This window comes from Streptomyces harbinensis (genome assembly GCF_900116145.1).
Taxonomy (GTDB): Bacteria; Actinomycetota; Actinomycetes; order Streptomycetales; family Streptomycetaceae; genus Streptomyces; species Streptomyces carpaticus.
On sequence record NZ_FPAB01000003.1, the window covers coordinates 243,946 to 266,252 of the forward strand.

Sequence of the window (22,307 nt, forward strand, 5' to 3'; positions counted from 1 at the left end):
ACAACCGCACCACCGTACGGAACAACAACAGAAGGAGCCACCCGGTGCTGACCGTGGACTTCACCCGCTTTCCGCTCGCCCCCGGGGACCGGGTCCTGGATCTGGGCTGCGGCGCGGGACGGCACGCCTTCGAGTGTTACCGGCGCGGCGCCCACGTCGTCGCGCTCGACCGCGACGGCGAGGAGGTCCGTACGGTCGCCGGCTGGCTGGCCGCGATGCGCGAGGCGGGCGAGGCCCCGGCCGGCGCCGCCGCCGTGGCCGTCGAGGGCGACGCGTTCGCGCTGCCGTTCCCCGACGAGACGTTCGACGCCGTCATCATCTCCGAGGTCATGGAGCACATCCCCGACGACAAGGGCGTCCTCGCCGAACTCGTCCGGGTCCTCAAGCCCGGCGGACGGATCGCCGTCACCGTCCCCCGGTACGGCCCCGAGCGGGTCTGCTGGGCACTCAGCGACGCCTACCACCAGGTCGAGGGCGGCCACATCCGCATCTACCGGCCGCGCCAGCTGCTCGCCCGCATCCGCGAGGCCGGCCTGCGCCCGTACGGCAGCCACTGGGCGCACGCGCTGCACTCGCCGTACTGGTGGCTCAAGTGCGCCTTCGGCGTCGACAACGACAAGGCGCTGCCGGTGCGCGCGTACCACAAGCTGCTGGTCTGGGACATCATGAAGAAGCCGATGGCGACCCGGATCGCCGAGGACGTGCTGAACCCGCTGATCGGCAAGAGCTTCGTGGTGTACGCGACCAAGCCCCGCCGCCCTGCGCAGGTGCGCGCGTGACGGGCCGGGAGCCGGACACCGAACGCGAACCGGGCACCGGACGGCTCGCGCTGCCCGGGGTGCTCACCGCCGGGCAGGCCGCCCGCACCGCCGCCGCCATCGCCGGTCTCCAGCGCGCCGACGGCGCCATACCGTGGTTCCGGGGGCACCACCTGGACCCCTGGGACCACATCGAGGCCGCCATGGCCCTGGACGCGGCGGGCGAGCACGGACGGGCCGCCGCCGCGTACGACTGGCTGGCCCGCCACCAGCTGCCGGACGGCTCCTGGTACGCCGGTTACGCGGACGGCGACGCCGCCCGGCCCACCGACCGGGGCAAGGAGACCAACTTCTGCGCCTATGTGGCGGTCGGCGTCCTGCACCACTATCTCGCCACCGGGGACGAGGAGTTCCGGGACCGGATGTGGCCGGTGGTGTACGCGGCGGTCGAGTTCGTCCTGGCCCTCCAGCACCCGGGCGGCGCGATCGGCTGGCGGCGGGACGCGGACGGCACCCCCGCCGCGGGGGCGCTGCTCACCGGCTGCTCCTCCATCCACCAGGCGCTGCGCTGCGCGCTGGCCCTGGCCGAACGGCGCGAGGACCCGCAGCCGGACTGGGAACTGGCCACCGGACGGCTCGGGCACGCGCTGCGCCACCACCCGGCGCACTTCCTCGACAAGTCCGCCTACTCGATGGACTGGTACTACCCGGTGCTCGCCGGGGCGCTGCGCGGGCCGCGGGCGCTGGCGCATCTGGACGCGCGCTGGGCGGAGTTCGTGGTGGACGGACTCGGGGTGCGGTGCGTGTCCACCAACCCGTGGGTGACGGGCGGCGAGAGCGCGGAACTGGCGCTCGCCCTGTGGGCGGCGGGCGACAGCGAGCGGGCGGCCCGGGTGCTGCGCTGGATCGGCCATCTGCGGGCGCCGGACGGGCTGTACTGGACGGGGTACGTGTACGCGGACCGGACGATCTGGCCGCGGGAGCGGACCGCCTGGACGGCCGGGTCGGTGCTGCTGGCGGTGGCCGCGCTGACCGGCGAGCCGGCGACGGAGGCGGTCTTCGGCGGGGCTGGGCTGCCCCGGGGGCTGGAGAGCGGGGAGTGCTGCGAGCGGGCCTGAACGGCGGCGCGGGCGCGCGGGGGACAGGCGCGGGGCGGGACGGCGGGCGCGCGGGCGCGGAAACGAGTCCGCGCGCCGGGGGACGGCGGGGAACAGCGGGCCGGGTGTCCGGGTGTCCGGGTGCGGGAACGACGGAGGGCGGCGGGCCGTACGGCCCGCCGCCCTCAGCTGTCACGTCTGCCAGACCGGTTCACCCGGGGCCGACTCAGCCGCGCTGGATCCCGGAGGTGTCCTGGAGCACGCCGCGGCGGCCGTCCTGGGTCTGGGCGACCAGCGCCTGACCGCGCTGCTCGACCGCCAGGTACCAGGTGCCGGGGGCCAGTTCGGCGACCGGGGTCGGCGCACCGTTCTCGTCGTACAGCGGGCGGGCGGCGGGCACCGCGAACCAGAACGGCTGGAAGTTCGGGTCCGGGGTGGGCTGCGGGGCGGCCGGCTGCTCCACGCCGCTCACACCGGGCTGCGGGGCACCGTAGACGGGCTGCTGCTGGGAGCCCGGGCCGGGGTAGCCGTAACCGGGCTGCGGCTGGCCGGGCTGGCCGGGCTGCGCGCCGTAGGGCTGCGGGTGGCCGTAGGCCGGCTGCGGGGCCGCCGGGCCGCCGGCCGGCATGAGCGGGGCCTTGAACGCGGGCACCAGCTGGCCCAGGATCGCACCGGCGGCCATGGCCAGACCGGCGATCAGGGAGATGATCGCGCCCGGACCCATGTCGAGCAGTTCCTTGTAGCCCACCGGGTTGGCGAAGATCACCCAGAGCGCGGACCAGCCGGCGAAGACGGCGAGCGCGGTGCCCCACTGGTCGAGACGGAGGCCGGCGACCTCCTTGTCCTTGAACTGCGGGGCGAAGCGGGCCGCCGCGATCAGGCCGGCCGCGACGAAGCCGGCCAGGAAGACGGAGGGCAGCACGGGGAACCAGAAGTTCGACCAGCCGCTCCGGCCGCTGCCGGCGCCTCCCTTGGGCGTCCAGTAATCGAGGAACGAGGCGATGAAGAGCAGGACCGCTGCTCCGAAAATTACTGCATCGCCTCGGGTGAGCGAGCGGTTGTTCACGTCAGATCCTTCGTCGGTCTTGTCGGTCTCGTCGTCATGGTCTGGTCAGACACTGAGCGGGCCCATCGTACGGATGAACCCTGCCGCCGGTCCGAGGGGTGAGCTGATCTGTTTCCCAGACGGCACGCTTGTGATGTTGTCGTGACTTTCCCCACAGCGTCCGTCCGGAACATCCTTCTCCCTGGTCAGACGCGGTCGGAAAGGGTCCGCCGCAGCACCCGCAGCGACCGGTGTTCCGAGACCTCCGCGAAGGCCCCCGAGTCCACCGCCCGCCGCCAGATCCGGAACGGTGCCCGGCCGCCGTCCGCCGGATCGGGGAACACGTCGTGGATGACCAGCAGTCCGCCCACCGCCAGCTGCGGCACCCAGCTCTCGTAGTCCTCCGCCGCCTGGGCCTCGGAGTGCCCGCCGTCGATGAACACCAGGCCGAACCGCCCGCCGCCGCCCCCGCCCAGCGCCCGGGCCGCGCGGCCGGAGCCGCCCACGACCGCGACGACGTACTCCTCCACCCCGGCCTCGGCCAGGGTGCGGCGGAACAGCGGCAGGGTGTCCATCCGGCCCGGCGCGGCCGGGTCGGCGGTCGCCGGGTCGTGGTACTCCTCGCCCGGTTGCTGCTCCTCGCTGCCCCGGTGGTGGTCGACGGTCACCGCGACCGTGCCGGCCGCGCGGGCGGCGTCGGCCAGCAGCAGCGTGGAACGGCCGCAGTAGCTGCCGATCTCCAGCAGCGGCAGCCCGGTCTCCCGGGCGGCCTCCAGGGCGGCGCCGTGCAGCGCGCGGCCCTCGTCCGGCGGCATGAAGCCCCTGGCCCGCCCGAAGTGGTCAAAGATGTCCGTGGCGTCGGCCACATCATCCCCCTACGGTCCCCGTCGCCCGCCCCCGCGAGCTTCCGTGGGCACCATGCTGCCCTATCGCGCCGACAGCCGTGCCCCGGGGTCGGGGTCCGGGGGAGCGGACGGGGTACGGGGGCGGACGACGAGGCCGCCCCGGTCAGTCGGTGCGGGCCAGCGGGGAGTGGTGCAGGGGAACGGGCTTGGTCACCGCGGGCGGCGACGGCGCGGGGGACGGGGCGGCCGGCGGCATGGCGCCCGGCCCGGTCACCGGCCCGGCCGGGCCGCCCTCGCCGCCGCCCGCGCCGCCCGCGTCCGCACCGTCCACCGGCAGCGCCGCCTCCGGCGCCGGCCGCAGCGGCTGCGGCTCGGGCACCGGCACGGCCACCCGCGCCAGCCCCCACGGCAACTCCTCGGTCGCGTACGGCAGCAGCAGCTCACCGCCCGCCGTCCACCGCCCGACCCCGGCCAGCCAGCCCTCCGGAGCCGCTATCGGCTGCACCTCGCGCTGCTGCGCCCGCCACACCGCGACCCATCCCGCGCCGACCTCGGGCGCCGACAGCCACAGCGCCACCGCGCACGCCTCGGGCGTCAGCATCTGCCCCGGCTGCACCGCGAACGGCTTTATCGTCACCCCGTCCGGATGCAGCGCCTCCGGGAACCGCACCGGCAGCCGGCTGCCCAGCACGCCCCAGCCCAGCCGGTCCTCGCCCGGCGCGTCCGACACCACCAGCAGCAGACCGCTGTCCGTATCGGCCATCAGCAGCCGGTCGTTGCTGTGCTCGGTGATCCGCAGCAGCTCACTGGGCGGCCCGCCCGCCTCCACGTCCACCGTCACCGTCCGGGTGTGCCCGGTGGCCGGATCGGTGCGGTCCAGCGCCAGCAGCCGCCCGCCCGCGTCCAGCCAGGCGCCGCCCGCGCAGTGGCCCGGCACCCGGGTCACCAGCTCCGGGCCGAACGCCCCGCCGCACACCAGCCACACCGCCGTCTCGCCGGCCGCGTCGTCCGGCACCAGCGCGTACACCCGCGCCCCGTCGGGGGCCGGCGGCAGCAGCCGCAGCGGTACCGGTGACTCCAGGGCGCCCAGGGGCAGTTCGCCGGTCTCCGGGCCCGAGGGGTAGAGCAGCGCCAGGTGGTACCGGCCGTCCGCGTACCGGGCGATCAGCACCCGGCCGTCCGCGAGCGGCTGCACCGGGCTGTCCGGTTCCTCCGGCTGGCCCGCGGGCAGGGGTACGGCGTACGGTTCGGGTCCGTCCAGGGTCCAGCGCTCCGCGTACCAGGCGTCCCCGGCCGTGCCGGGAGCCCGTACCAGCCGGGCGGCGTACGAACCGTCCGCCGCGATCGACAACATGAAATCGCTCACCTCCAGGCCAGGACGGTAGATTTCGCGCGCCGACCGAACAACCCGCCGTGCTCCGCTTCACGCATAAGGGTGACGCAGTGGGGAATCCAAGATCAACCCGGCCCCGGGTGTGCAAGAGGCCGGAGCACACCCGAATCCGGGCGGGCGCGGGTCCGGGTAGCCTGAGCGCGTGCCGCCCGTACTCTCCGATGTCATCGCCGCGCTCGACGCCCTGTGGCCGCCCGCACTCGCCGAGGACTGGGACGCCACGGGCCTGGTCTGCGGCGACCCGCACGCGCCCGTGAGCCGGGTGCTGTTCGCCGTCGACCCGGTGCGGGAGATCGCCGAGGAGGCGATCGAAACCGGCGCCCAGCTGCTGATCACCCACCACCCGCTGTATCTGCGCGGCACCACCACGGTGGCCGCCGACACCTTCAAGGGCCGGGTGGTGCACGAGCTGATCAAGCACGACGTGGCCCTGTTCGTCGCCCACACCAACGCCGACCGCGCCGACCCCGGCGTCTCCGACGCGCTCGCCGCCGCCCTCGGGCTGCGGGTCACCGGCCCGCTCGTCCCCGACCCCACCGACCCGGCCGGGCGGCGCGGACTCGGCCGGATCTGCGCCCTCGACCGGCCGCTCGGCCCCGAGGAGTTCGCCCGCCACGCCGCCCAGCGGCTGCCCGCGACCGCGCAGGGCATCCGGCTCGCCACCGATCCGGCCGCGCCGCAGGGCCCGATCCGTACCGTCGCGGTGTGCGGCGGCAGCGGCGACAGCCTGTTCGGCGCGGCCCGGGCGGCCGGCGTCGACGCGTACCTCACCGCCGACCTGCGGCACCACCCGGCCTCCGAGGCGCGCGAACACACCGGGCTGACCCTCGTGGACGCCGCCCACTGGGCCACCGAGTGGCCCTGGTGCGAGCAGGCCGCCGCCCAACTCGACGCGGTCGCGCAGCGGCACGGCTGGGAGCTGCGCACGCACGTCTCGCGCCGCGTCACCGACCCCTGGACCGTGCAGGCACCGTCCGTCACCACCGACACCACCCCGGGAGCCCCCAACTGAAAGCCTCGCCCGTCGATCAGATCCGGCTGCTGGACGTCCAGGCCCTGGACGTCCGGCTGACGCAGCTCGCCCACCAGCGCAAGAACCTGCCCGAGCACGCGGAGATCCGCGCCCTGGAGGGCGAACTCACCCAGGTGCGCTCGCTGCTGGTGGCCGCCCGCACCGAGAGCAGCGACACCGCCCGCGAGCAGGCCAAGGCCGAGGCCGACGTGGACCAGGTGCGCAAGCGCGCCGCCCGCGACCAGGAACGGCTCGACTCCGGCCTGGTCACCAACCCCAAGGACCTTTCCAACCTCCAGAGCGAGATCGCCTCCCTCGCCCGCCGCCAGGACGACCTGGAGACCGTCGTCCTGGAGGTCATGGAACGGCAGGAGGCCGCCGAGGCCCGCGCCGCCGAACTCACCGCCTCCGTCACCGCCCTGGAGACGAAGGAAGCGGAACTCACCGGGCGCCGCGACGCCTCGCTGGCCGACATCGGCACCGAGGAGGACGGCATCCGCAAGCAGCGCGAGCAGATCGCGGCCGACGTACCCGCCGACCTGCTCAAGCTGTACGACAAGCTGCGCGAGCAGCAGGGCGGCATCGGCGCGGCCCGCCTCTACCAGCGCCGCTGCGAGGGCTGCCGGCTCGAACTGAACATCACCGAGGTGAACGAGGTGCGGGCCGCCGCCGCCGACGAGGTCGTGCGGTGCGAGAACTGCCGCCGCATCCTGGTCCGTACGCCCGAGTCCGGCCTGTGAGCCGCCGGTTCGTCGTCGAGGCCGACGGCGGCTCCCGGGGCAACCCGGGGCCGGCCGGCTACGGGGCGGTGGTACGGGACGCGGCCAGCGGCGAAGTCCTCGCCGAGACCGCCGAGTCGATCGGGAAGGCCACCAACAACGTCGCCGAGTACCAGGGACTCATCGCCGGACTGCGCGCCGCCCACGCCCTCGACCCGGACGCCACCGTGCTGGTGCGGATGGACTCCAAGCTGGTCGTGGAGCAGATGTCGGGCCGCTGGAAGATCAAGCACCCCGACATGCGCCCGCTGGCCATGACCGCGCGGGACATCTTCCCGGCCGGCGCCGTGCGCTACGAGTGGATGCCGCGCGAGCGCAACAAGCACGCCGACCGGCTGGCGAACGAGGCGATGGACGCGGCGGCGGAGGGCCGCACCTGGCAGCCCGAACAGTCCCGCGCGCTGGACGCCGAACCCTCCGTGCGCACCGGCCCCGAGCCCACCACCGCCCCGGTGGTCGGCTGGGGCGAGCAGAGCGGCGGCACCACCTTCGTCCTGCTGCGGCACGGCGAGACGGCGCTGACCCGCGAGAAGCGGTTCAGCGGCAGCGGCAGCACCGGCGACGACGACCCGGAGCTGGCCCCCGCCGGGGTACGGCAGGCCGAGGCGGCGGCGCTCGCGCTGGAGAAGGCCCCGGACGGCCGCCGGATCGACGCCGTCGTCGCCTCCCCGCTGCGCCGCTGCCGGCAGACGGCGCAGGCCGTCGCCGACCGGCTCGGCCTGGACGTCCGCATCGAGGCGGGGCTGCGCGAGACGGACTTCGCGCAGTGGGAGGGACTGACCTTCGGCGAGGTGCGCGAGCGGTACCCGCAGGACCTGACGCAGTGGATGTCCTCGGCGCAGGCCCAACCCACCGGCGGCGGCGAGAGCTTCACCGCCGTGGCACGCCGGGCGGCGCTGGCCCGCGACAAGATCATCGCCCGGTACGCGGGGAAGACCGTGCTGATCGTCTCGCACGTCACGCCGATCAAGTCGCTGCTGCGGCTGGCCCTGGGGGCGCCGACCGAGGCGATGTTCCGGATGGAACTGTCCCCGGCCGCGCTGTCCGTGGTGACGTACTACAACGACGGCAACGCCTCGGTGCGGCTGTTCAACGACACCGGCCACCTGCGCGCCGCCGCGGCGGACGGCGCGGCCGGCCCGTACTCGGGGGCCCCGGCCTGGCGGTGAGCCGCGTCAGACCTGATCCACCACGATGTCGAGCTGCCGGTCGTTTCCGTCCGGCCGCTCCACCGTGTAGCCGAGGTCGCGCAGCGCGCCGGTCAGCCCGGGAAGGGTGGCGGGCAGCTCGCCGGCGGTGAGCAGGTCGCGCACCAGGCGGCCCTTGGTGGCCTTGTTGAAGTGGCTGACGACGGTCCGGGACGGGCCGTGCAGCACCCGTACCGTCACAGTGCGCTCGGCGAGTTCGCCGGTGGGCTTCCACAGGGCGCGGTAGGCGGCCGACCGCAGATCCAGCAGCGGGCCGCCGTCCGCCGCCGCCTCGGCGGGCAGGACGGCGGCGAGCGGGCGGCGCCAGTACGCGGCGAGGCCGCCGAGCGCGGGCAGCCGGACGCCGGCGGAGCAGCGGTAGGCGGGCACCCGGTCGGTGACGCGCAGCGCGCCCCACAGCCCGGAGAAGATCAGCAGCGACGCCTCCGCCCGGCGCCGGGCGGCCGGGTCCAGCGTGCCGAGGCCGAGCGCGTCGTACAGCACGCCGGTGTACACGGCGCCGGCCGGGGCGGCGGGCGCGGTGCGCAGGGCGGCGTTCCTGGTGACCTCGCCGGCCAGCCGGACACCGAGCCCCAGCACCTCGCGGGCCTTGTCGGGGTCACCGGCGCACAGGTCGGTCAGTTCCGCCAGCACCGTCTCGCGGGCCGCCGTCAGCCCGGGCAGCGACAGCGCCTCCAGCCGCACCGGGGCACCGTCCCCGGCCCCGGCGGCCTTGCCCTCGGACGGTGGCAGCAGTACGAGCACGGGGCTCTCCTTCTCGTGAACGGTGGGACGCAGAGCAGCAGGGTACGCCGGGTAAGGTGGACCGTGCGGCAGACGAGTCGCGCGGGCGGTCGCGTTGGTGTCCGGTTCAGGCCGGGTACCGCCGAGGAACGTCCGGGCTCCACAGGGCAGGGTGGTAGGTAACGCCTACCTGGGGCGACCCACGGGACAGTGCCACAGAAAACAGACCGCCGGGGCCGTGCGAACGGCACCCGGTAAGGGTGAAACGGTGGTGTAAGAGACCACCAGCGGCCGGGGTGACCCGGTCGGCTCGGTAAACCCCACCCGGAGCAAGGTCAAGAAGGGGCCATCGGCGATGGCCCCGCGCGGACGACCGAGGGCGGCCCGCCCGAGTCCGCGGGTAGACCGCTTGAGGCTGCCGGCGACGGCAGCCCTAGATGGATGACCGCCACCCACCCCTCCCGGGGCGGGAACAGAACCCGGCGTACACCGCGACTCGTCTGCCGTCCCGGCCCCGGCCGGGCACAGGGGCTCGGCGCGAACCCGCTGTCACCCGTCGTCGTGCTGCTTCTTCCTTTTCTTCCTTTTCCGCTTCACCGTCCCGGCGGGCACGAGTCCGGCCATGCCCTGGCCGCGGTTTCGGCGGTGCTCCTCAGCCGGCGGTCTCGGTCTCGGCCCCGGGGGCGAAGGGGACGCCGGTGAGTTCTTCGCTCGCCGTCCACAGGCGCTCGCCCTCGGCCGGGTCGTCGGCGCCCCGGGGGAGTCCGGCGGGCTCGGGGGTGCCGGAGGTCTGGTCACGTCCGGCAGGTCCGATGAACTGGCCCGAGTGTGCCTGCGGGCTGGTCGCCGCGTAGAGCGAGGGCCAGGCGGCGCCGTCCGCGGAGCCCATGAACAGGCGGGCGGCGATCGGGGTGATCAGGCGGCTCAGGGCGCCGGTGCCGTGCTGCTGGATGCCGGTCATCGCCGATCCCGGGTGGACGACGAGCGCTTCGACGGGGCCGGGCGCGGTGCGGCGGGCCAGTTCGAGGGTGTAGACGATGTTGGCGCGCTTGGACTTCGCGTAGGCGCCCATGGGGCGGTAACGCTGTTCGCTCATCAGGTCGTCGAGCCGGCCCACCGGCCAGCGCGCGGCGGTGGCGCTGACGGTGATCACGCGTGGTGCGGTCGCGCGGCGTACGGCGGGCCAGATGTGGGCGTTGAAGGCGAAGTGGCCGAGGTGGTTCGTGCCGAATGTCATCTCGAAGCCGTCGGGCGTGGTCCGGCGCCGGGGCAGGTTCATCACGCCGGCGTTGTTGAAGAGGAGGTCGATCGTTTCGGTCTCGGCGATCCGGGTGGCTGCCTCGCGGACGGAGGACAGCTCCGAGAGGTCGAGGACGAGTGTGTCGACCTGTGCTCCGGGCTGGGCCGCGCGCACGGCCCCGGCGGCCCGGTCGAGCTTGTCCCGGCTGCGTCCGGCCAGGATGACCCGGGCGCCGTGGCGGGTGAGTACGCGGGCGGTTTCCAGGCCGATCCCGCTGTTCCCGCCGGTGATCAGCGCGGTGCGGCCGGTCTGTTCGGGGATGGCGTCGGGGGTCCAGTGGCTCATCGCTGCCCTGCTCCTGTCGGGTTCGTGCCCGGCCGGTCGGCGGGGCTTGCCGACACACCGGAATTACAGACCGGCGGTCTTTTGTGTTCCGCCGCCAAGCTAAAAGACCGGCGGTCTGATGTCAAAAGACCGGCGGTCTGTAGCATGGCCGCATGCCGAACTTCCAGCGCGCGCGCAGCGAGGAGCAGCGCGAGATCCGGCGCCGGGCCGTCCTCGACACCACTGCCCGCATGCTGGAGGAGATGCCCGTCGGCGAGCTCAGCCTGAACGAACTGAGCCGCCGCGTCGGGCTGGCGAAGTCCAACGTGCTGCGCTACTTCGAATCACGTGAGGCGATCCTGCTCGCCCTGCTCGACCGCGCCTGGCGGCAGTGGACGGCCGACCTGCCCGCTCTGCTGGACGCCGCCGTCCGCGCGGATGCTCCGGTGGGACGGCGGGGAGAGCAGTTCGCCGCCACTGTGGCCCGCTCGCTCGCCGAGCGCCAGGTCCTGTGCGACCTGCTGAGCGCCCAGGCGAGCGTGCTGGAACACAACGTCTCCCCGGAGGTGGCCGCCCGCTCCAAGCAGGCGGCCGTGGCCAACGTCGTCGGCATCGCGGCGCTGGCCCGGCAGCACATTCCCGAACTCGGCGACAACGCACCGCAGTTGACCGCCGCCATGATCATGGCCATCGGCGCCGTGTGGACCCATGCGCGGCCCTCCCGGGCGATGCTCGCCGCCTACGAGGCCGACCCCTCGCTCACCGCCTACAAGCTGGACTTCACGACCACCCTGTCCGACCTGCTGGCCACACTCATCGCGGGCACGCTCGCCCGCGCCTCCGCTTGACCCCCGCTCCTCCCCGGGGCCAGAGGGTTCCGGCGCGGTCAGGAACGCGGGGCGGGCGGCCGGTGCAGGGCGGCGGTGGTGGCCAGGAGGAGCACGGGGGCGACGGCCAGACCGGCCAGCGCCGTCCCGGTGGCCGTGCCCGGCCTCCCCTGAACGGCGAGGACGAACGCGGCGGTGGTCGTGGCCGGCGGCAGCACCACCGCCGTCACGCCGAGCAGGACACCGGCGCACCTGCCGATCGCCCGTCCCGTCGCCACCCCTGACGCGGCAGCGCCCGACCGGTCCGCCTCCAGGCCGGTGGTCAGCCCCAGAAAGTGCAGCACCGCGCCGAGAACCACCCCGCCGCACAGGGCGAACGCGGCGGCCCACCACGCGCCGTGCAGCACCACCAGCAGCACGGCGAGCACCACCAGGGCCACACCGGCGACCGGCCCTTCCACCAGCGCCGCCGCGCACACCAGCCGGAGGAAACCCGCCGTGCGGGATCCGGCCCCGGCCCCCTCGCGCGCCATCTCAGCCGGCTCCGGACGGACGCGCCGGCTCCGGCGACCGCACCGCACCGGTCGGTATCCGGGCGGGTGCCATCTCGTTCATGGGCGGCATTCAAACACGGGCCGGTCCCCGGCGGGCCGTCCCGGCAACTGACCGGGAAGGGCGAAGTGCGGCGCGCCGCCCGCGGCGGTCCACCGCGCGGTGGGCCTCGCCGGACGGATTGCCGCTGTGTGGTGCCATGATCGGCGGATGCCTGATGATCTGCCTTCGGTGACGGTGCGGTTGTGGCGTGCGGACGCCGTTGTGCTCTTCGACTGGCTCATGAGTACGGACCTGAACACGGTGCCCGTGGACCACCCCGCACAGAAGCAGGCACTGGCCGATCTGGCGTCAGCTTTGGAGTGCGACACGGACGTGATGGCGTCCACCGAGGAGGAACTCGCCGCGGCCCGGGAGGATGTGGCGCGGGACATGGGCTGGTGAGCTGCGTGTTCCTGTGGATGGTGAGTGGCACTCCGGCGTCTCCGCTCCCTGGTCGTCGGAGTACCCCTTTCCCGTGCCCGCATCCGTGATCCGTGTCCCGTCGGGTGGCGGCCGTCAGGGGTGGAGGCCCGGGCCGAAGCCGGTCCAGCGGAGGTCGGTGGGGAGGTGGCCCATGTCGTTGTGGAGCACCAGGGTGGGGGTGGTGGTGTCGCGGTACTCGATGACGGTCAGGGCCGTGTTGCCGCAGCTGAGGCCGAGCCAGGCCGGGCGGGGGGCGTTCAGGGCGTCGCGGACCAGCCAGGCCACCGGGTAGGCGTGCGTGACGAGCACCTCGTGCGTCTCGGCCGGGGCGGGGCGGGCGAAGCGGGCGGTCAGGGCGTCGGCCAGGCGTTCGCCCGCGGCGGCCTCCTCGGCGTCGTAGCCGTCGAAGAACGGAGCCCAGGCCGGCGGCGGGTCGGCGGGGACGTGCGGGATGTGGTCGACGAGTTCGGGCGCCGCCGCGACGGTGGCGCGCGGCAGGTGGGTGGCGAGGATACGGGCGGAGCGTTCGGCGCGCGGGAGGGGTGAGTGCCACACCGCGTCGACCGGGAGGCGGGCCAGGCGGCGGCCGGTCAGATCGGCCTGCCGTTCACCGGCCGGGGTGAGGTGGCCGAGGGCGTCGGCGGCGCCGTGCCGCAGGAGGTAGAGGTGGCGGGTCGCCACGGGGGTGTCCTTCCGGTCAGGGGGCGGGGTGGCCCAGGGCGGCGTGCGCGGCGGCGAGGCGTGCGGCGGGATCACGTGGTGTGGTGTCGCCGGAGAGGGCGTCCGCCCAGCCGAGCAGCGGTCGAGCCGGCCGTCGGCGTCGCCGGTGGTGAGCGGCGGGGCGCCGAGGGCGACGTGGCCGCCGGTGCCGTCGAGGGTGAGGAGGGTGCCTTCGGGCAGGGTGCGTCCGCCGGCCGTGACGGTGCCCCGGCCGGGGTCGACGGTGAGGTCCCGGGCGCCGACGACGGCGGGCCGGCCGAGGGAGCGGGCGACGACGGCGGCGTGGCCGGCGGGGCCGCCGCGCGCGGTGAGGACGCCGGTGGCGGCGGCGAGGCCGTGCAGGTCGTGCGGGGAGGTTTCCGGGCGGACCAGGATGACCGGCGTACCGGGTCCGAGGCGGGCCGCGCGGTCGGCGGTGGTCGCGATCCGGCCGGTGGCGACGCCCGGGACGGCGCCGATGCCCCGGGTCAGCAGGTCGGCGCCCGCCGGATCGGCGAGGCGCGGGACGCGGAGGTGGCCGAGCTGCCGGGGCGTCACGCGGCGGACGGCTTCGCGGCGGGTGATGACGCCCGCGTCGGCGAGTTCGGTGGCGAGCCGGACGGCGGCGCCCGAGGTGAAGCGGCCGGGCCGGAGCTGGAGGATCCACAGGGTGCCGGCCTGGAAGGTGAACTCGGCGTAGCAGGCGTCGCGGTAATGCGCCTCGGCGCGGTGCAGGGCGGCGCGCAGCGCCTGCCACACGGCGGGTTCGCGGTCGGCGAGCGCGGGCAGCGGGTGGGTGGTGGCGGTGCCGGAGACGACGTCCTCGCCCTGGTGGCCGAAGAGGACGTCGCCGTACGGGGTGTTGGCGCCGGTGGTGGGGTCGCGGCTGAAGGCGACGCCGCTGCCGCTGCGGGCGTCCCGGTTGCCGAAGACCATGGCCTGGACGACGGCGGCGGTACCGAGGTCGTGCGGGATGTCGTGGAGGGCGCGGTAGGTGCGGGCGCGGGGGGTGTGCCAGGAGGAGAAGACCGTTTCGAGGGCGAGGGTGAGCTGGCCGGGCGCGTCGTCGGGGAAAGGCCGTCCGTCCCGCCGGTCCCGGATGCGGCGCAGCAGGCGGTCGGGGTCGTCGCCGGGGGCGGGGTCGGCGCCGAGCGCGGTGGCGATGCCGGTGAGCAGCCGGCGCCGGGAGTCCCGGGCGAACGCGGGGTCGCCGGTCTCGGCGGCGAGGCGGGCGGTGGCGCCGGTGGTGAGGCCGAGGTTGAGGACGGTGGTCATCATGCCGGGCATGGAGTGGGCGGCCCCGGAGCGCACCGAGACGGCCAGGGGCGCGCCGGGTCCGCCGAAGGCGCGGCCGGTGGCGGCTTCGAGGCGGGCGACGGCGGCGGCGAGTTCGCGGTGGAGTCCGCCGGGGAGCCGCCCGTCGCGAAGGTAGGCGCGGCAGGCGTCGGTGGTGACGACGAAGGCGGGCGGCACCGGGAGGCCGAGGCGGTGGGCGAGGACGAGGCCGTGGGCCTTGGCGCCCAGGGTGTCCGGGCCTCCCTCGGTGGTGGCGGTGAGCGGGCGGATCCAGGGGGTCATCGCGGGATTCCGAGGGTGGCGAGCAGGTCTTCGTGGAGTTCCGCCCAGACGGTGTGGTACGAGGCGGTGCTGTCGGTGACGTGCACGGTGTCGCCGGCGGCGGCGCGGTCCAGGGCGGTGCGCAGCCGCAGCGGGTAGCGGCCGAAGCGGGGGAGGGCGGCGGTCAGTTCGGCGCAGACGGGGGCGGCGCGCCGGTCGAGGTCGGCGAACCGGTCCAGGACGCGGGCGTCGTAGGCGGCGTCGCGGTGGTCGTTGGCGGTGGTGACGCCGTCGAGGGTGCGCAGTTGCCAGGCGGCGCACAGGTCGAGCAATTCGGGGTTGAGGACGAGGAACCGCCGGAAGGCGGCGGTGACGGCGGGGCGGGCGTCGGCGGCGTCCAGTTCGGCGGTGACGCGGGCGGCGTCGGCGGCGCGGCCGGCCTCGGTGAGCTGCCAGCCGGGGGCGAAGCCGGTGGTGCGGGTGGCGAGTCCGGCGGCGCCGAGGTCGATGAGGCGGGATTCGAGGGCGGGGGCGTCGAGGCCGGTGATCGCGGCGAGGCGGTCCAGGCCACAGGTGCCGGCGCAGCGCAGGGCGTGCAGCACCGTCAGGTCGTCGTGCACGGTCAGCTCAACTCCGATGGCAGGTGTTTTCGGATGACGTCATCATCTGGATGGTCGCCGTATCATGACACACCGCGAACGGAAGGGAACACACGATGGCGAGACTGACCCGCGCGCAGCAGCAGCAGCGGACCCGCGCCGCCGTACTGGTGGCGGCCCGGGCGGAGTTCGCCGCGCACGGGTACGCGGCGGCGAAGGTGGACCGCATCGCCGAACGGGCCGAACTCACCCGGGGCGCCGTCTACTCCAACTTCGCCGGGAAACGCGCCCTCTACCTCGCCGTGCTCTGCGACGCCGCCGAGCGGGAGCTGGCGTCCGCCGCGCCGCCGGCCGCGCCGCCCGGCTCCCGCGAGCAGGCGCTGAACGCGTTCGCCCGCGTCTGGCTGGAACGGCTGCCGCTGGCCGGCGACAGCCCGCACCACGGGCACCTCCAACTGCGGTCGCTCACCCCGGTGATCGAGGACGACGCGGCCCGTACCGCGCTCGCCCAGCTCGTCCGGTTCGAGGCGCTGCTGCTCGCGCTGGCGGTGGAGGGCGACCGCACCGTACCGCCGCACGCGGTGCGGGTGGCCGAACTGGCGCTCACCCTGCTGTACGGCGCGGCCTCGCTCGCCGAGCAGGCCCCCGGCGCCGGTGACCCCTTCGAACTGGCGCGCGCCGCCGGGCATCTGGCCGCGCTCCCGGCCGGCGGCGCGGACCTCGGCCCCGCCCATCTGCCGTACGTCGCCCCCGCCCGGCCGGCGGCCGAACCGTGGACGGCGCCGCGCGGGCTGCGCGACGGGATCGGCGGCGGCCCGCTGGACGCGGGCGCCGACGGGGTGCTGGTGGTGCTGGGCGCCGGACGGCTGGCCGCCGCCGAGGAGGCGCTGCGCGCGGCCCGGCCGGGCGAGGCGGTGACCGTCGTCGTGGTGTCGGGTGATCCCGCCGGGACCGGCGCCCTGGTACGGCTGCGGGTCACCGATCTCGCCGGCTGTCTGCGCCGGGTCTTCCCGGCGGCCGGGCTGCCCCTGCCGCGCCTCGTGCACGACCCGGACGGCGCGGTCCCGGCCGCGCTGGGGCTGCGGTCACCGGCCGGTGACGGCACGGAGTTCGCGGTCCGGCTGCGGGACGGGCTGATCACGGCCCGCGCCGAGGGGCGCGGCGCCGGGCACGCGGCGGCCGTACACGGCGTGCGCGACCGGTCCTGAGCGCGGTGCGGCCGGTGCCGAGCGGCCTGACCGGCCCCGGCCCGTACGCCCGCCTTCCCGCCCGGCGCGTCCCGCCCCGCCCGTATCGACGCCGCCCCCGCACGGCGTCAACGCTTTGTCGACAGGCGGGCTCTACACATACTCCATCCCGAGGAACGGAGCGGTCGCACCGGTGGGTCCGGGTGGTACGGGGAGCCATCCGGACCCACCGGATGTGATGCCGCGCCACGCTTCCGGGATCGATCCATCACCACCGATATTCCGGAACGAGGACGTCCATGCCATTGACCGGCACCGCGCCCGAGCTGTCCGCCGCGGAGGCGGAAGCGGCTCAGCACGCGCAGGCGCTGTACCAGATGACGACGGCGCACTGGATCACCCAGGTGGTCCGGGCCGCCGCCGTGCTGCGGGTCACCGATCACATCGCGGACGGCGCCCGGACGGCCGAGGAGATCGCGGAGCGGGAGTCCAGCCACCCCGGCGCCACGCACCGGCTGCTGCGGGCGTGCGCCTCGATCGGGCTGCTGGCGCACGAGGGCGGCGGGCGGTTCGCGCTGACGCCGGTCGGCGCGCTGCTGCGCGAGGGGGTGCCCGGTTCGCTGCGGGACGCGGCGCTGTTGTCGGGCGCCCCGGCGCACTGGCAGGTGTGGCAGCCGTTCCCGGAGGCGGTGCGCGAGGGCCGCCCGCAGTGGGAACGCGCCCTGGGTTCCGATCTGTTCACCTATCTCGCCCAGCACCCGGAGGACGCGGCGCTGTTCTCCCGGGCCATGACGAACGCCACCGAACAGGTGGTGCAGGACACGGTCGCGCTGCTCGATCTGGACGGCGCGGTCCGGATCGCGGACATCGGCGGCGCGGACGGGGCGCTGCTGCTGGGGCTGCTGGCCGAGCACGCGCACGTCGAGGGCGTGCTGTTCGACCTGCCGCACGTGGTGCCGGCCGGGCACGCCGCCGCCGAGGCGGCGGGGGTGGCGGAGCGTTTCGAGGGAGTCGCGGGGGACTTCTTCGAGAGCGTGCCGGAGGCCGACTACTACCTGCTCAAGTGGGTGCTGCACGACTGGTCGGACGAGCAGTGCGTGAGGATCCTGCGCAACTGCCGGCGGGCCGCCCGCCCCGGCGCCCGGATCCTGGTGATCGAGGCGCTGCTGGGGGAGACCGGGGCGCCGGACCCGGTCGCCCTGCTCGACATGAACATGCTGTCGGTGTCGGCGGGCCGGGAACGGTCCCTGGACGCCTACGACGCGCTGTTCGAGGAAGCGGGCTGGAAGCGGACGGGGCTCTCCCCGACCCGTTCGATGTTCTCGCTGCTGGAGCTGGAGCCCCTGGGCTGACCGTCCGGGGCTCCTCGGCCGGGCCGCACCACGGGGGCGGCCCGGCCCCCCGGCTCCCGGCCCCGCGCCCCCGGCCCCCGCCACCGACCGTCCCGCTTCATACAGTTGCACGGTAAACCGTCGCCCGATTCCGCATCACGTCATACATTCGTCCAATCGGCTGGAACCTGCGCCAAGGACGGGATCTATGACAACGGGGCTGTGCTTCTCCCTCCTCGGACCGGTACGCGCCTGGCACGACGGCGCCGAAATCCCGCTCGGATCACCGCAGCAGCGCTCCACCCTGAGCGTGCTGCTCCTGCACGCCGGCGGCACCGTACCCGCCGGCCAGCTGTCCGGAGCGCTGTGGGACGGCGCCCCGCCCAAGGGCGCCCGGGGCACCGTGCGCACCTACATCCACCGGCTGCGCCGCACCCTGGAACCGCAGGGCGCCCACATCGAATCCAGCAGCCAGGGCTACGCGCTCATGGTCGACCCGGCCACCGTCGACACCCACCGCTTCCGCCACCTGGTCGCCGCCGCGCGCGCCGCGCACGGCGCGGGCGACGAGCGAGGTACCGCCGAACTCAGCCGCGGCGCCCTGGACCTGTGGCGCGGCGAGCCGCTGCGCGACATCCACGGCGAGGCCGCGGAACGCGAACGCGTCGGGCTGCGGCAGACCCGCACCAGCGCGCTCGACCTGTACGGCACCGCCGCGCTCGCCCTGGGCCGCGACGACGAGGTCGTCCAGCTGATGTCCACGGCCGTCATCGAGGACCCGCTGCACGAACGGTTCCACGAACTGCTCATGCTCGCCCTGTACCGGGCCGGGCGGCAGGCCGAGGCCATCTCCGCCTACGGGCACGTGCGCAAACTGGTCCGCCACGAACTCGGCGTCGACCCCGCCGCCTCCCTCACCCGGCTGTACGAGGGCATCCTGCGCGGCGACCCGGCGCTCGGCCCGCCGCGCGGCGGGGTCGGCGACGCGGGCCGCACCGCCCCCGTACGCCCGGCCAGACCGGAACACCTGCCCGCACCCTCCCCGTTATTCGTCGGACGCGAGACCGATCTGGCCGCCGCCCACCGCGACATCGCCGCCGGCGCCCGGGTGATCGTGGTCAGCGGCATGGCCGGGGTCGGCAAGACCGAGTTCGCCACTCTGCTGGCGCACCGGCTGCGCGCCGACCACCCCGACGGGCAGCTGTACGTCAATCTGCACGGCTTCGACGCCGACCGGCCCATGGTGCCCACCGCGCGCGCCGTGGACCTGCTGATCGAGGCCATGGAGGTGCCCCGGCAGCGCATCCCGCGCGACCCCGAGGCCCGCGCCGCGTTCCTGCGCCGGCTGCTGGCCGCCCGGCGCGTCCTGCTGTTCGCCGACAACGCGCGCGACGCCGCGCACGTCCTGCCGCTGATCCCCGCGTCCTCCGGCGCGCTGGTGCTGGTCACCAGCCGCTCCCCGCTGGCCGGACTGATCACCGCGCACGGCGCCCGGGTCACCGAACTGCGGCCGTTCGGGCCCGAGGAGGCGCTGGAACTGATGCGCGGCAAGCTCGGGCCCGAGCGGATGCGCGGCCAGGAGCGGGCCGCCCGCGCCATCGCCGAGTGCTGCGGCGGGCTGCCGCTGGCGCTCGCCGTGGTGTGCGCCAAGCTCATCGCCAACCCGGCGTTCTCGCTCACCGCCATCGCCGCCGAACTGTGCGACGAGCGAGCCCGGCTGTCCTTCCTCACCGGCGCCGACCGCTCGCCCGGGGTCCGCTCCGTGCTGTCCTCCTCCTACCGGGCGCTCAGCCCCGCCGCCGCCGGCCTGTTCCGGCTGCTGCCGCTGCACCCGGGCCGCTCCGCCGGGGCCGGCTTCATCGCCGACCTGCTCGCCCAGCCGCTGTCGCGCACCCAGGAACTGCTGGACGAACTCACCGCCATGCGCCTGCTGGAGGAGCGCGCCCCCGGCCAGTACGGCTGGCACGACCTGGTGCACGCGTACGCCGTCGAGCTCCTGGCCGACACCGCGGGCACCGCCGAGCGCGACGCCGGACTGCGGCGCGTCCTCAACCACTACCTCCAGACCGCCTACGAGGCCGCCCGCATCCTGTCCCGGCACGACGACATGCCGCCGGTGCGCGCGCCGCGCCGCCGCTCGCTGAGCACGTACGCCGAGGCGCTGCGCTGGTTCGAGACCGAACACGCCTCCCTGATGCGGCTCATCGACACCGCCTACCGCTGCGGCCACGACCGCACCGTGTGGCAGCTGGCCTGGATGGTGCGGCATTACCTCGACGTCAACGGCCACTGGGAGGAGCTGCGGGCCACCAGCACCCTGGCGCTGCGGGCCGCCGGCCGCGAGGGCAGCCGGCTCGGCATGGCGCTGGGGCACCGGGGGCTGAGCCGCGCCGAGTACAACGCCGGGCAGTGGGACGAGGCGGAGCGCCATCTGCTGCGGGCGCTGGAGCTGATCGAGGCGGAGGGCGACCGGCTGGCCGCCGGCTACACGCACCGGCAGCTGGCTGGCATCCACGCCTCGACCGGGGACTACCGCAAGATGCTCGCCGAGGCGCGGATCTCGCTGGGCATCTTCGCCGAGCTGGGCTGGACGGTGGGGGAGGGCGCGGCGCTGAGCGTCATCGCCAAGGCCCAGGGCCGGATGCGGCAGTACCGGGAGGCGCTGGTGTCGGCGCAGCGGGCGCTGAGCATCCTGGAGGAGGCGGGCGAACTGCGGGACATGGCCCGGACCATGGACCTGCTCGGCTACGCCCACCACCATCTGGGCCGGCACCGCGAGGCGGCGGGCCACCGGCGGCGCGCGGCCGAACTGCACGCCTCGCTCGGGGCGCTGGACAAGCGCAACTCGCACGCGATGAGCGCGCTGATCGCCTCGCTGCTGTCCCTGGCGGTGGACGAGCGGCTGGCCGACGAGGCGGTGACGGCGCGGGCCACCGCCGAGCGGGCGGCGCGGCGGCTGGTGGACTATCTGGAGCTGCACCGGGACGGCTGCGGTGCGGTGGACGCGCCGGCCGGACTGCCGGAGCTGATCGACGAGCTGCGGGGGTTCGCCGGCGAGCTGGGCGGGGCGCCGGAGCTGACCGAGGCGCTGCTGGGGCGGCTGGTCGCGCTGGCGGAGCGGGCGCAGCGGCTGGGGGCCATCGAACGGCTGGTGGACCGGACGGCCGGCCCGCCCGGCATGGTGGCGGTGGGGGAGCGGGCTCACCCGGAGGTGGGTGACTGAGGCGAAAGTGCGTGCTGCCGCCGCCGGGCGCACGTGCGTACGGTGGGGTACCGCACGGGAAGTAACCGACCTCGTTCCACCGGAGCCCACCATGTCCACCAGCCCCGCACCCGCCACCGGCGGCCCCGCCGCCCCCGACACACCTCCGGCGGGGCCCGGCGCACCCGCGCCCGGGGAGCCCGCCCCCGGCCTGCTGATCATCCGCTCCGGCGCGGACGACGCGCCCGTGTGCGACGCGGACGGGGTGTGCGCGCGGTGAGGATCGATGTGTGGTCGGACGTCGTCTGCCCCTGGTGCTACATCGGCAAGCGGCGGCTGGAGAGCGCGTTGGCGCGGTACGAGGACGCCGCCGGGGTGGAGGTGCGCTGGCACAGCTTCCAGCTGGACCCCGCGCACCCGGCCGGGCTGCGCGAGCCGACCGCCGCCATGCTGACCAGGAAGAAGGGCATAGGCCCCGAGCAGGTACGGGAGATGCAGCGGCAAGTCACCGAGCTGGCGGCGGCCGAGGGGCTCCGCTACGACCTGGACCGTTCGATCTCCGTCAACACCCTGGACGCGCACCGGCTGCTCCAGCTCGCGGACCGCGAGGGTCTGGGCGGCGCGGCGCACGAGCGGCTGCTGGCGGCCCATCTGTGCGAGGGCGAGACGGTCGACGACATCGAGACGCTGGTGCGGCTCGGGGTGGAGGCCGGCCTGGCGGAGACGGAGACCCGCCGGGTGCTGGAGAGCGGAGCGTACGCGGACGAGGTGGCCGCCGATGTGGCCGAGGCGCGGCGGATCGGGGTGAGCGGGGTGCCGTTCTTCGTACTGGACGGCGCGTACGGGGTCTCCGGGGCGCAGCCCGTGGACACCTTCCTCCACGCGCTGCGCACCGCCGGGGCGGCCCGGGGCCGGGTCTGAGGCGCCGCGCGGCCCGGGGCGGGTTCCCGGGCTGCGAGGCTGGGCCATCGGAGGGAGCATGGGAGGGGAGAGGACCCAGTGCTCGCTTGGAGGTGCAGTCATGGCGTCGTCGCACCAGACGTGGAAGACCAAGATCGACATCGAGGACGAGGGCCGGTCCTGCCGGGCCGAGGCCCGCTTGCAGGGCAAGACCTCGCGCGGACTGGTGGGGGAGGGATCGGCGCAGGCCAAGCCGGGTGACGAGTACGACCCGGTGATCGGCCACGAGCTGGCGGCGGCCCGGGCCCTGTCCGATCTCTCCTATCAGCTGCTGTACCAGGGCGCGCGGGACATCGAGGCGCACACCCACGAGGAAGTGACCGAACTGCGCGAGCGCTGAGCGTTGTGCGCCGGGCGCTGAGCGCCGGGCGGGGCGCGGCGCGCCGGGGTGTGCCCCGGTGCGCCGTCGCGGCGTGCCGGGCGCCCGGCGTGGCGGGGGAGCGGGCGGGGGGCCGTACCGCGCAGGATGTGCGGCATGCGAGACCCCTGTGACACGGCGTGCCG

21 protein-coding genes and 1 other RNA gene are annotated in these 22,307 nt (G+C 75.1%); 14 read left to right on the forward strand and 8 right to left on the reverse strand.

Features of this window, described 5'->3' with window-relative positions:
• Nucleotides 1–44: 44 nt before the first annotated feature.
• Nucleotides 45–779 carry a class I SAM-dependent methyltransferase gene (locus BM385_RS08900; protein ID WP_019433064.1) on the forward strand — a complete coding sequence of 245 codons (735 nt, stop codon included), beginning with the start codon at nt 45–47 and terminating at the stop codon, nt 777–779.
• 59 nt (nt 780–838) lie between these two features.
• Nucleotides 839–1,876 (forward strand): prenyltransferase/squalene oxidase repeat-containing protein, encoded by a 1,038-nt coding sequence (locus BM385_RS08905; protein ID WP_093842945.1) that lies wholly within the window; start codon nt 839–841, stop codon nt 1,874–1,876.
• 205 nt (nt 1,877–2,081) lie between these two features.
• Here the strand turns inward: BM385_RS08905 and BM385_RS08910 are convergent, their stop codons facing one another.
• The 3 genes from BM385_RS08910 to BM385_RS08920 form a co-directional block, all read right to left on the reverse strand.
• A complete protein-coding gene (locus BM385_RS08910; protein ID WP_019433062.1) occupies nt 2,082–2,921 on the reverse strand; it encodes a DUF5336 domain-containing protein in 840 nt (279 codons plus the stop codon).
• A gap of 185 nt (nt 2,922–3,106) precedes the next feature.
• Entirely contained in the window at nt 3,107–3,715 is a 609-nt protein-coding gene (locus BM385_RS08915) for a class I SAM-dependent methyltransferase (RefSeq protein WP_078575945.1), read from the reverse strand.
• A gap of 193 nt (nt 3,716–3,908) precedes the next feature.
• Nucleotides 3,909–5,099: a hypothetical protein gene (locus BM385_RS08920; RefSeq protein WP_093842718.1), complete on the reverse strand. Its 1,191-nt coding sequence runs from the start codon at nt 5,097–5,099 to the stop codon at nt 3,909–3,911.
• A gap of 181 nt (nt 5,100–5,280) precedes the next feature.
• Here BM385_RS08920 and BM385_RS08925 point away from each other — a divergent pair, with 181 nt between their 5' ends.
• Genes BM385_RS08925 through BM385_RS08935 form a run of 3 tightly spaced genes read left to right on the forward strand, consistent with a single transcriptional unit; the run spans nt 5,281 to nt 8,098 of the window.
• The gene (locus BM385_RS08925) at nt 5,281–6,150 is read left to right on the forward strand and encodes a Nif3-like dinuclear metal center hexameric protein (RefSeq protein ID WP_019433059.1); all 870 of its coding nucleotides are present in this window, start codon (nt 5,281–5,283) and stop codon (nt 6,148–6,150) included.
• The gene (locus BM385_RS08930; RefSeq protein WP_026047308.1) at nt 6,147–6,890 is read left to right on the forward strand and encodes a zinc ribbon domain-containing protein; all 744 of its coding nucleotides are present in this window, start codon (nt 6,147–6,149) and stop codon (nt 6,888–6,890) included. The genes BM385_RS08925 and BM385_RS08930 overlap by 4 nt, the downstream gene beginning before the upstream one ends.
• Nucleotides 6,887–8,098, forward strand: coding sequence for a bifunctional RNase H/acid phosphatase (locus BM385_RS08935; RefSeq protein ID WP_093842719.1), 1,212 nt, complete (start codon nt 6,887–6,889; stop codon nt 8,096–8,098). Before BM385_RS08930 ends, BM385_RS08935 begins: the two co-directional genes overlap by 4 nt.
• 6 nt (nt 8,099–8,104) lie before the next feature.
• Here BM385_RS08935 and yaaA read toward each other — a convergent pair whose 3' ends face one another.
• Nucleotides 8,105–8,881 (reverse strand): peroxide stress protein YaaA, encoded by a 777-nt coding sequence (gene yaaA, locus BM385_RS08940; RefSeq protein WP_019433056.1) that lies wholly within the window; start codon nt 8,879–8,881, stop codon nt 8,105–8,107.
• Nucleotides 8,882–8,954: 73 nt separating this feature from the next.
• Between yaaA and rnpB the strand changes: the two genes are divergently transcribed.
• Nucleotides 8,955–9,363: RNase P RNA component class A (gene rnpB, locus BM385_RS08945), an RNA gene on the forward strand.
• A 149-nt stretch (nt 9,364–9,512) separates the two neighbouring features.
• On the opposite strand, the gene BM385_RS08950 is transcribed toward rnpB, so the two are convergent.
• On the reverse strand, nt 9,513–10,445 hold the full coding sequence (locus BM385_RS08950) for an oxidoreductase (protein ID WP_093842720.1): 933 nt from the start codon (nt 10,443–10,445) through the stop codon (nt 9,513–9,515).
• Between the two features lie 152 nt (nt 10,446–10,597).
• On the opposite strand from BM385_RS08950, the gene BM385_RS08955 reads away from it, so the two are divergent.
• Entirely contained in the window at nt 10,598–11,272 is a 675-nt protein-coding gene (locus BM385_RS08955; RefSeq protein ID WP_093842721.1) for a TetR/AcrR family transcriptional regulator, read from the forward strand.
• A gap of 38 nt (nt 11,273–11,310) precedes the next feature.
• Here the strand turns inward: BM385_RS08955 and BM385_RS08960 are convergent, their stop codons facing one another.
• Nucleotides 11,311–11,784 carry a hypothetical protein gene (locus BM385_RS08960; protein ID WP_093842722.1) on the reverse strand — a complete coding sequence of 158 codons (474 nt, stop codon included), beginning with the start codon at nt 11,782–11,784 and terminating at the stop codon, nt 11,311–11,313.
• A gap of 229 nt (nt 11,785–12,013) precedes the next feature.
• On the opposite strand from BM385_RS08960, the gene BM385_RS08965 reads away from it, so the two are divergent.
• Nucleotides 12,014–12,247, forward strand: a complete 234-nt coding sequence (locus BM385_RS08965) for a hypothetical protein (protein ID WP_019433052.1) — start codon at nt 12,014–12,016, stop codon at nt 12,245–12,247.
• 114 nt (nt 12,248–12,361) lie between these two features.
• Here BM385_RS08965 and BM385_RS08975 read toward each other — a convergent pair whose 3' ends face one another.
• The gene (locus BM385_RS08975; protein WP_254791490.1) at nt 12,362–14,545 is read right to left on the reverse strand and encodes a PEP/pyruvate-binding domain-containing protein; all 2,184 of its coding nucleotides are present in this window, start codon (nt 14,543–14,545) and stop codon (nt 12,362–12,364) included.
• Nucleotides 14,542–15,144, reverse strand: coding sequence for a transcriptional regulator (locus BM385_RS28170; protein ID WP_093842723.1), 603 nt, complete (start codon nt 15,142–15,144; stop codon nt 14,542–14,544). The genes BM385_RS08975 and BM385_RS28170 overlap by 4 nt, the downstream gene beginning before the upstream one ends.
• A gap of 95 nt (nt 15,145–15,239) precedes the next feature.
• On the opposite strand from BM385_RS28170, the gene BM385_RS08985 reads away from it, so the two are divergent.
• From BM385_RS08985 to BM385_RS09005, 6 genes are all read left to right on the forward strand, one after another.
• The gene (locus tag BM385_RS08985) at nt 15,240–16,331 is read left to right on the forward strand and encodes a TetR/AcrR family transcriptional regulator (protein WP_093842724.1); all 1,092 of its coding nucleotides are present in this window, start codon (nt 15,240–15,242) and stop codon (nt 16,329–16,331) included.
• 278 nt (nt 16,332–16,609) lie between these two features.
• Nucleotides 16,610–17,662: a methyltransferase gene (locus tag BM385_RS08990; protein WP_106438396.1), complete on the forward strand. Its 1,053-nt coding sequence runs from the start codon at nt 16,610–16,612 to the stop codon at nt 17,660–17,662.
• A 187-nt stretch (nt 17,663–17,849) separates the two neighbouring features.
• Nucleotides 17,850–20,864: an AfsR/SARP family transcriptional regulator gene (locus BM385_RS08995; RefSeq protein WP_093842725.1), complete on the forward strand. Its 3,015-nt coding sequence runs from the start codon at nt 17,850–17,852 to the stop codon at nt 20,862–20,864.
• Nucleotides 20,865–20,955: 91 nt separating this feature from the next.
• The gene (locus tag BM385_RS27080; RefSeq protein ID WP_175542952.1) at nt 20,956–21,123 is read left to right on the forward strand and encodes a hypothetical protein; all 168 of its coding nucleotides are present in this window, start codon (nt 20,956–20,958) and stop codon (nt 21,121–21,123) included.
• Entirely contained in the window at nt 21,120–21,764 is a 645-nt protein-coding gene (locus BM385_RS09000) for a DsbA family oxidoreductase (protein ID WP_093842947.1), read from the forward strand. Before BM385_RS27080 ends, BM385_RS09000 begins: the two co-directional genes overlap by 4 nt.
• Before the next feature lie 100 nt (nt 21,765–21,864).
• Nucleotides 21,865–22,143 carry a dsRBD fold-containing protein gene (locus BM385_RS09005; protein ID WP_019433043.1) on the forward strand — a complete coding sequence of 93 codons (279 nt, stop codon included), beginning with the start codon at nt 21,865–21,867 and terminating at the stop codon, nt 22,141–22,143.
• The last annotated feature ends 164 nt before the right edge of the window (nt 22,144–22,307 follow it).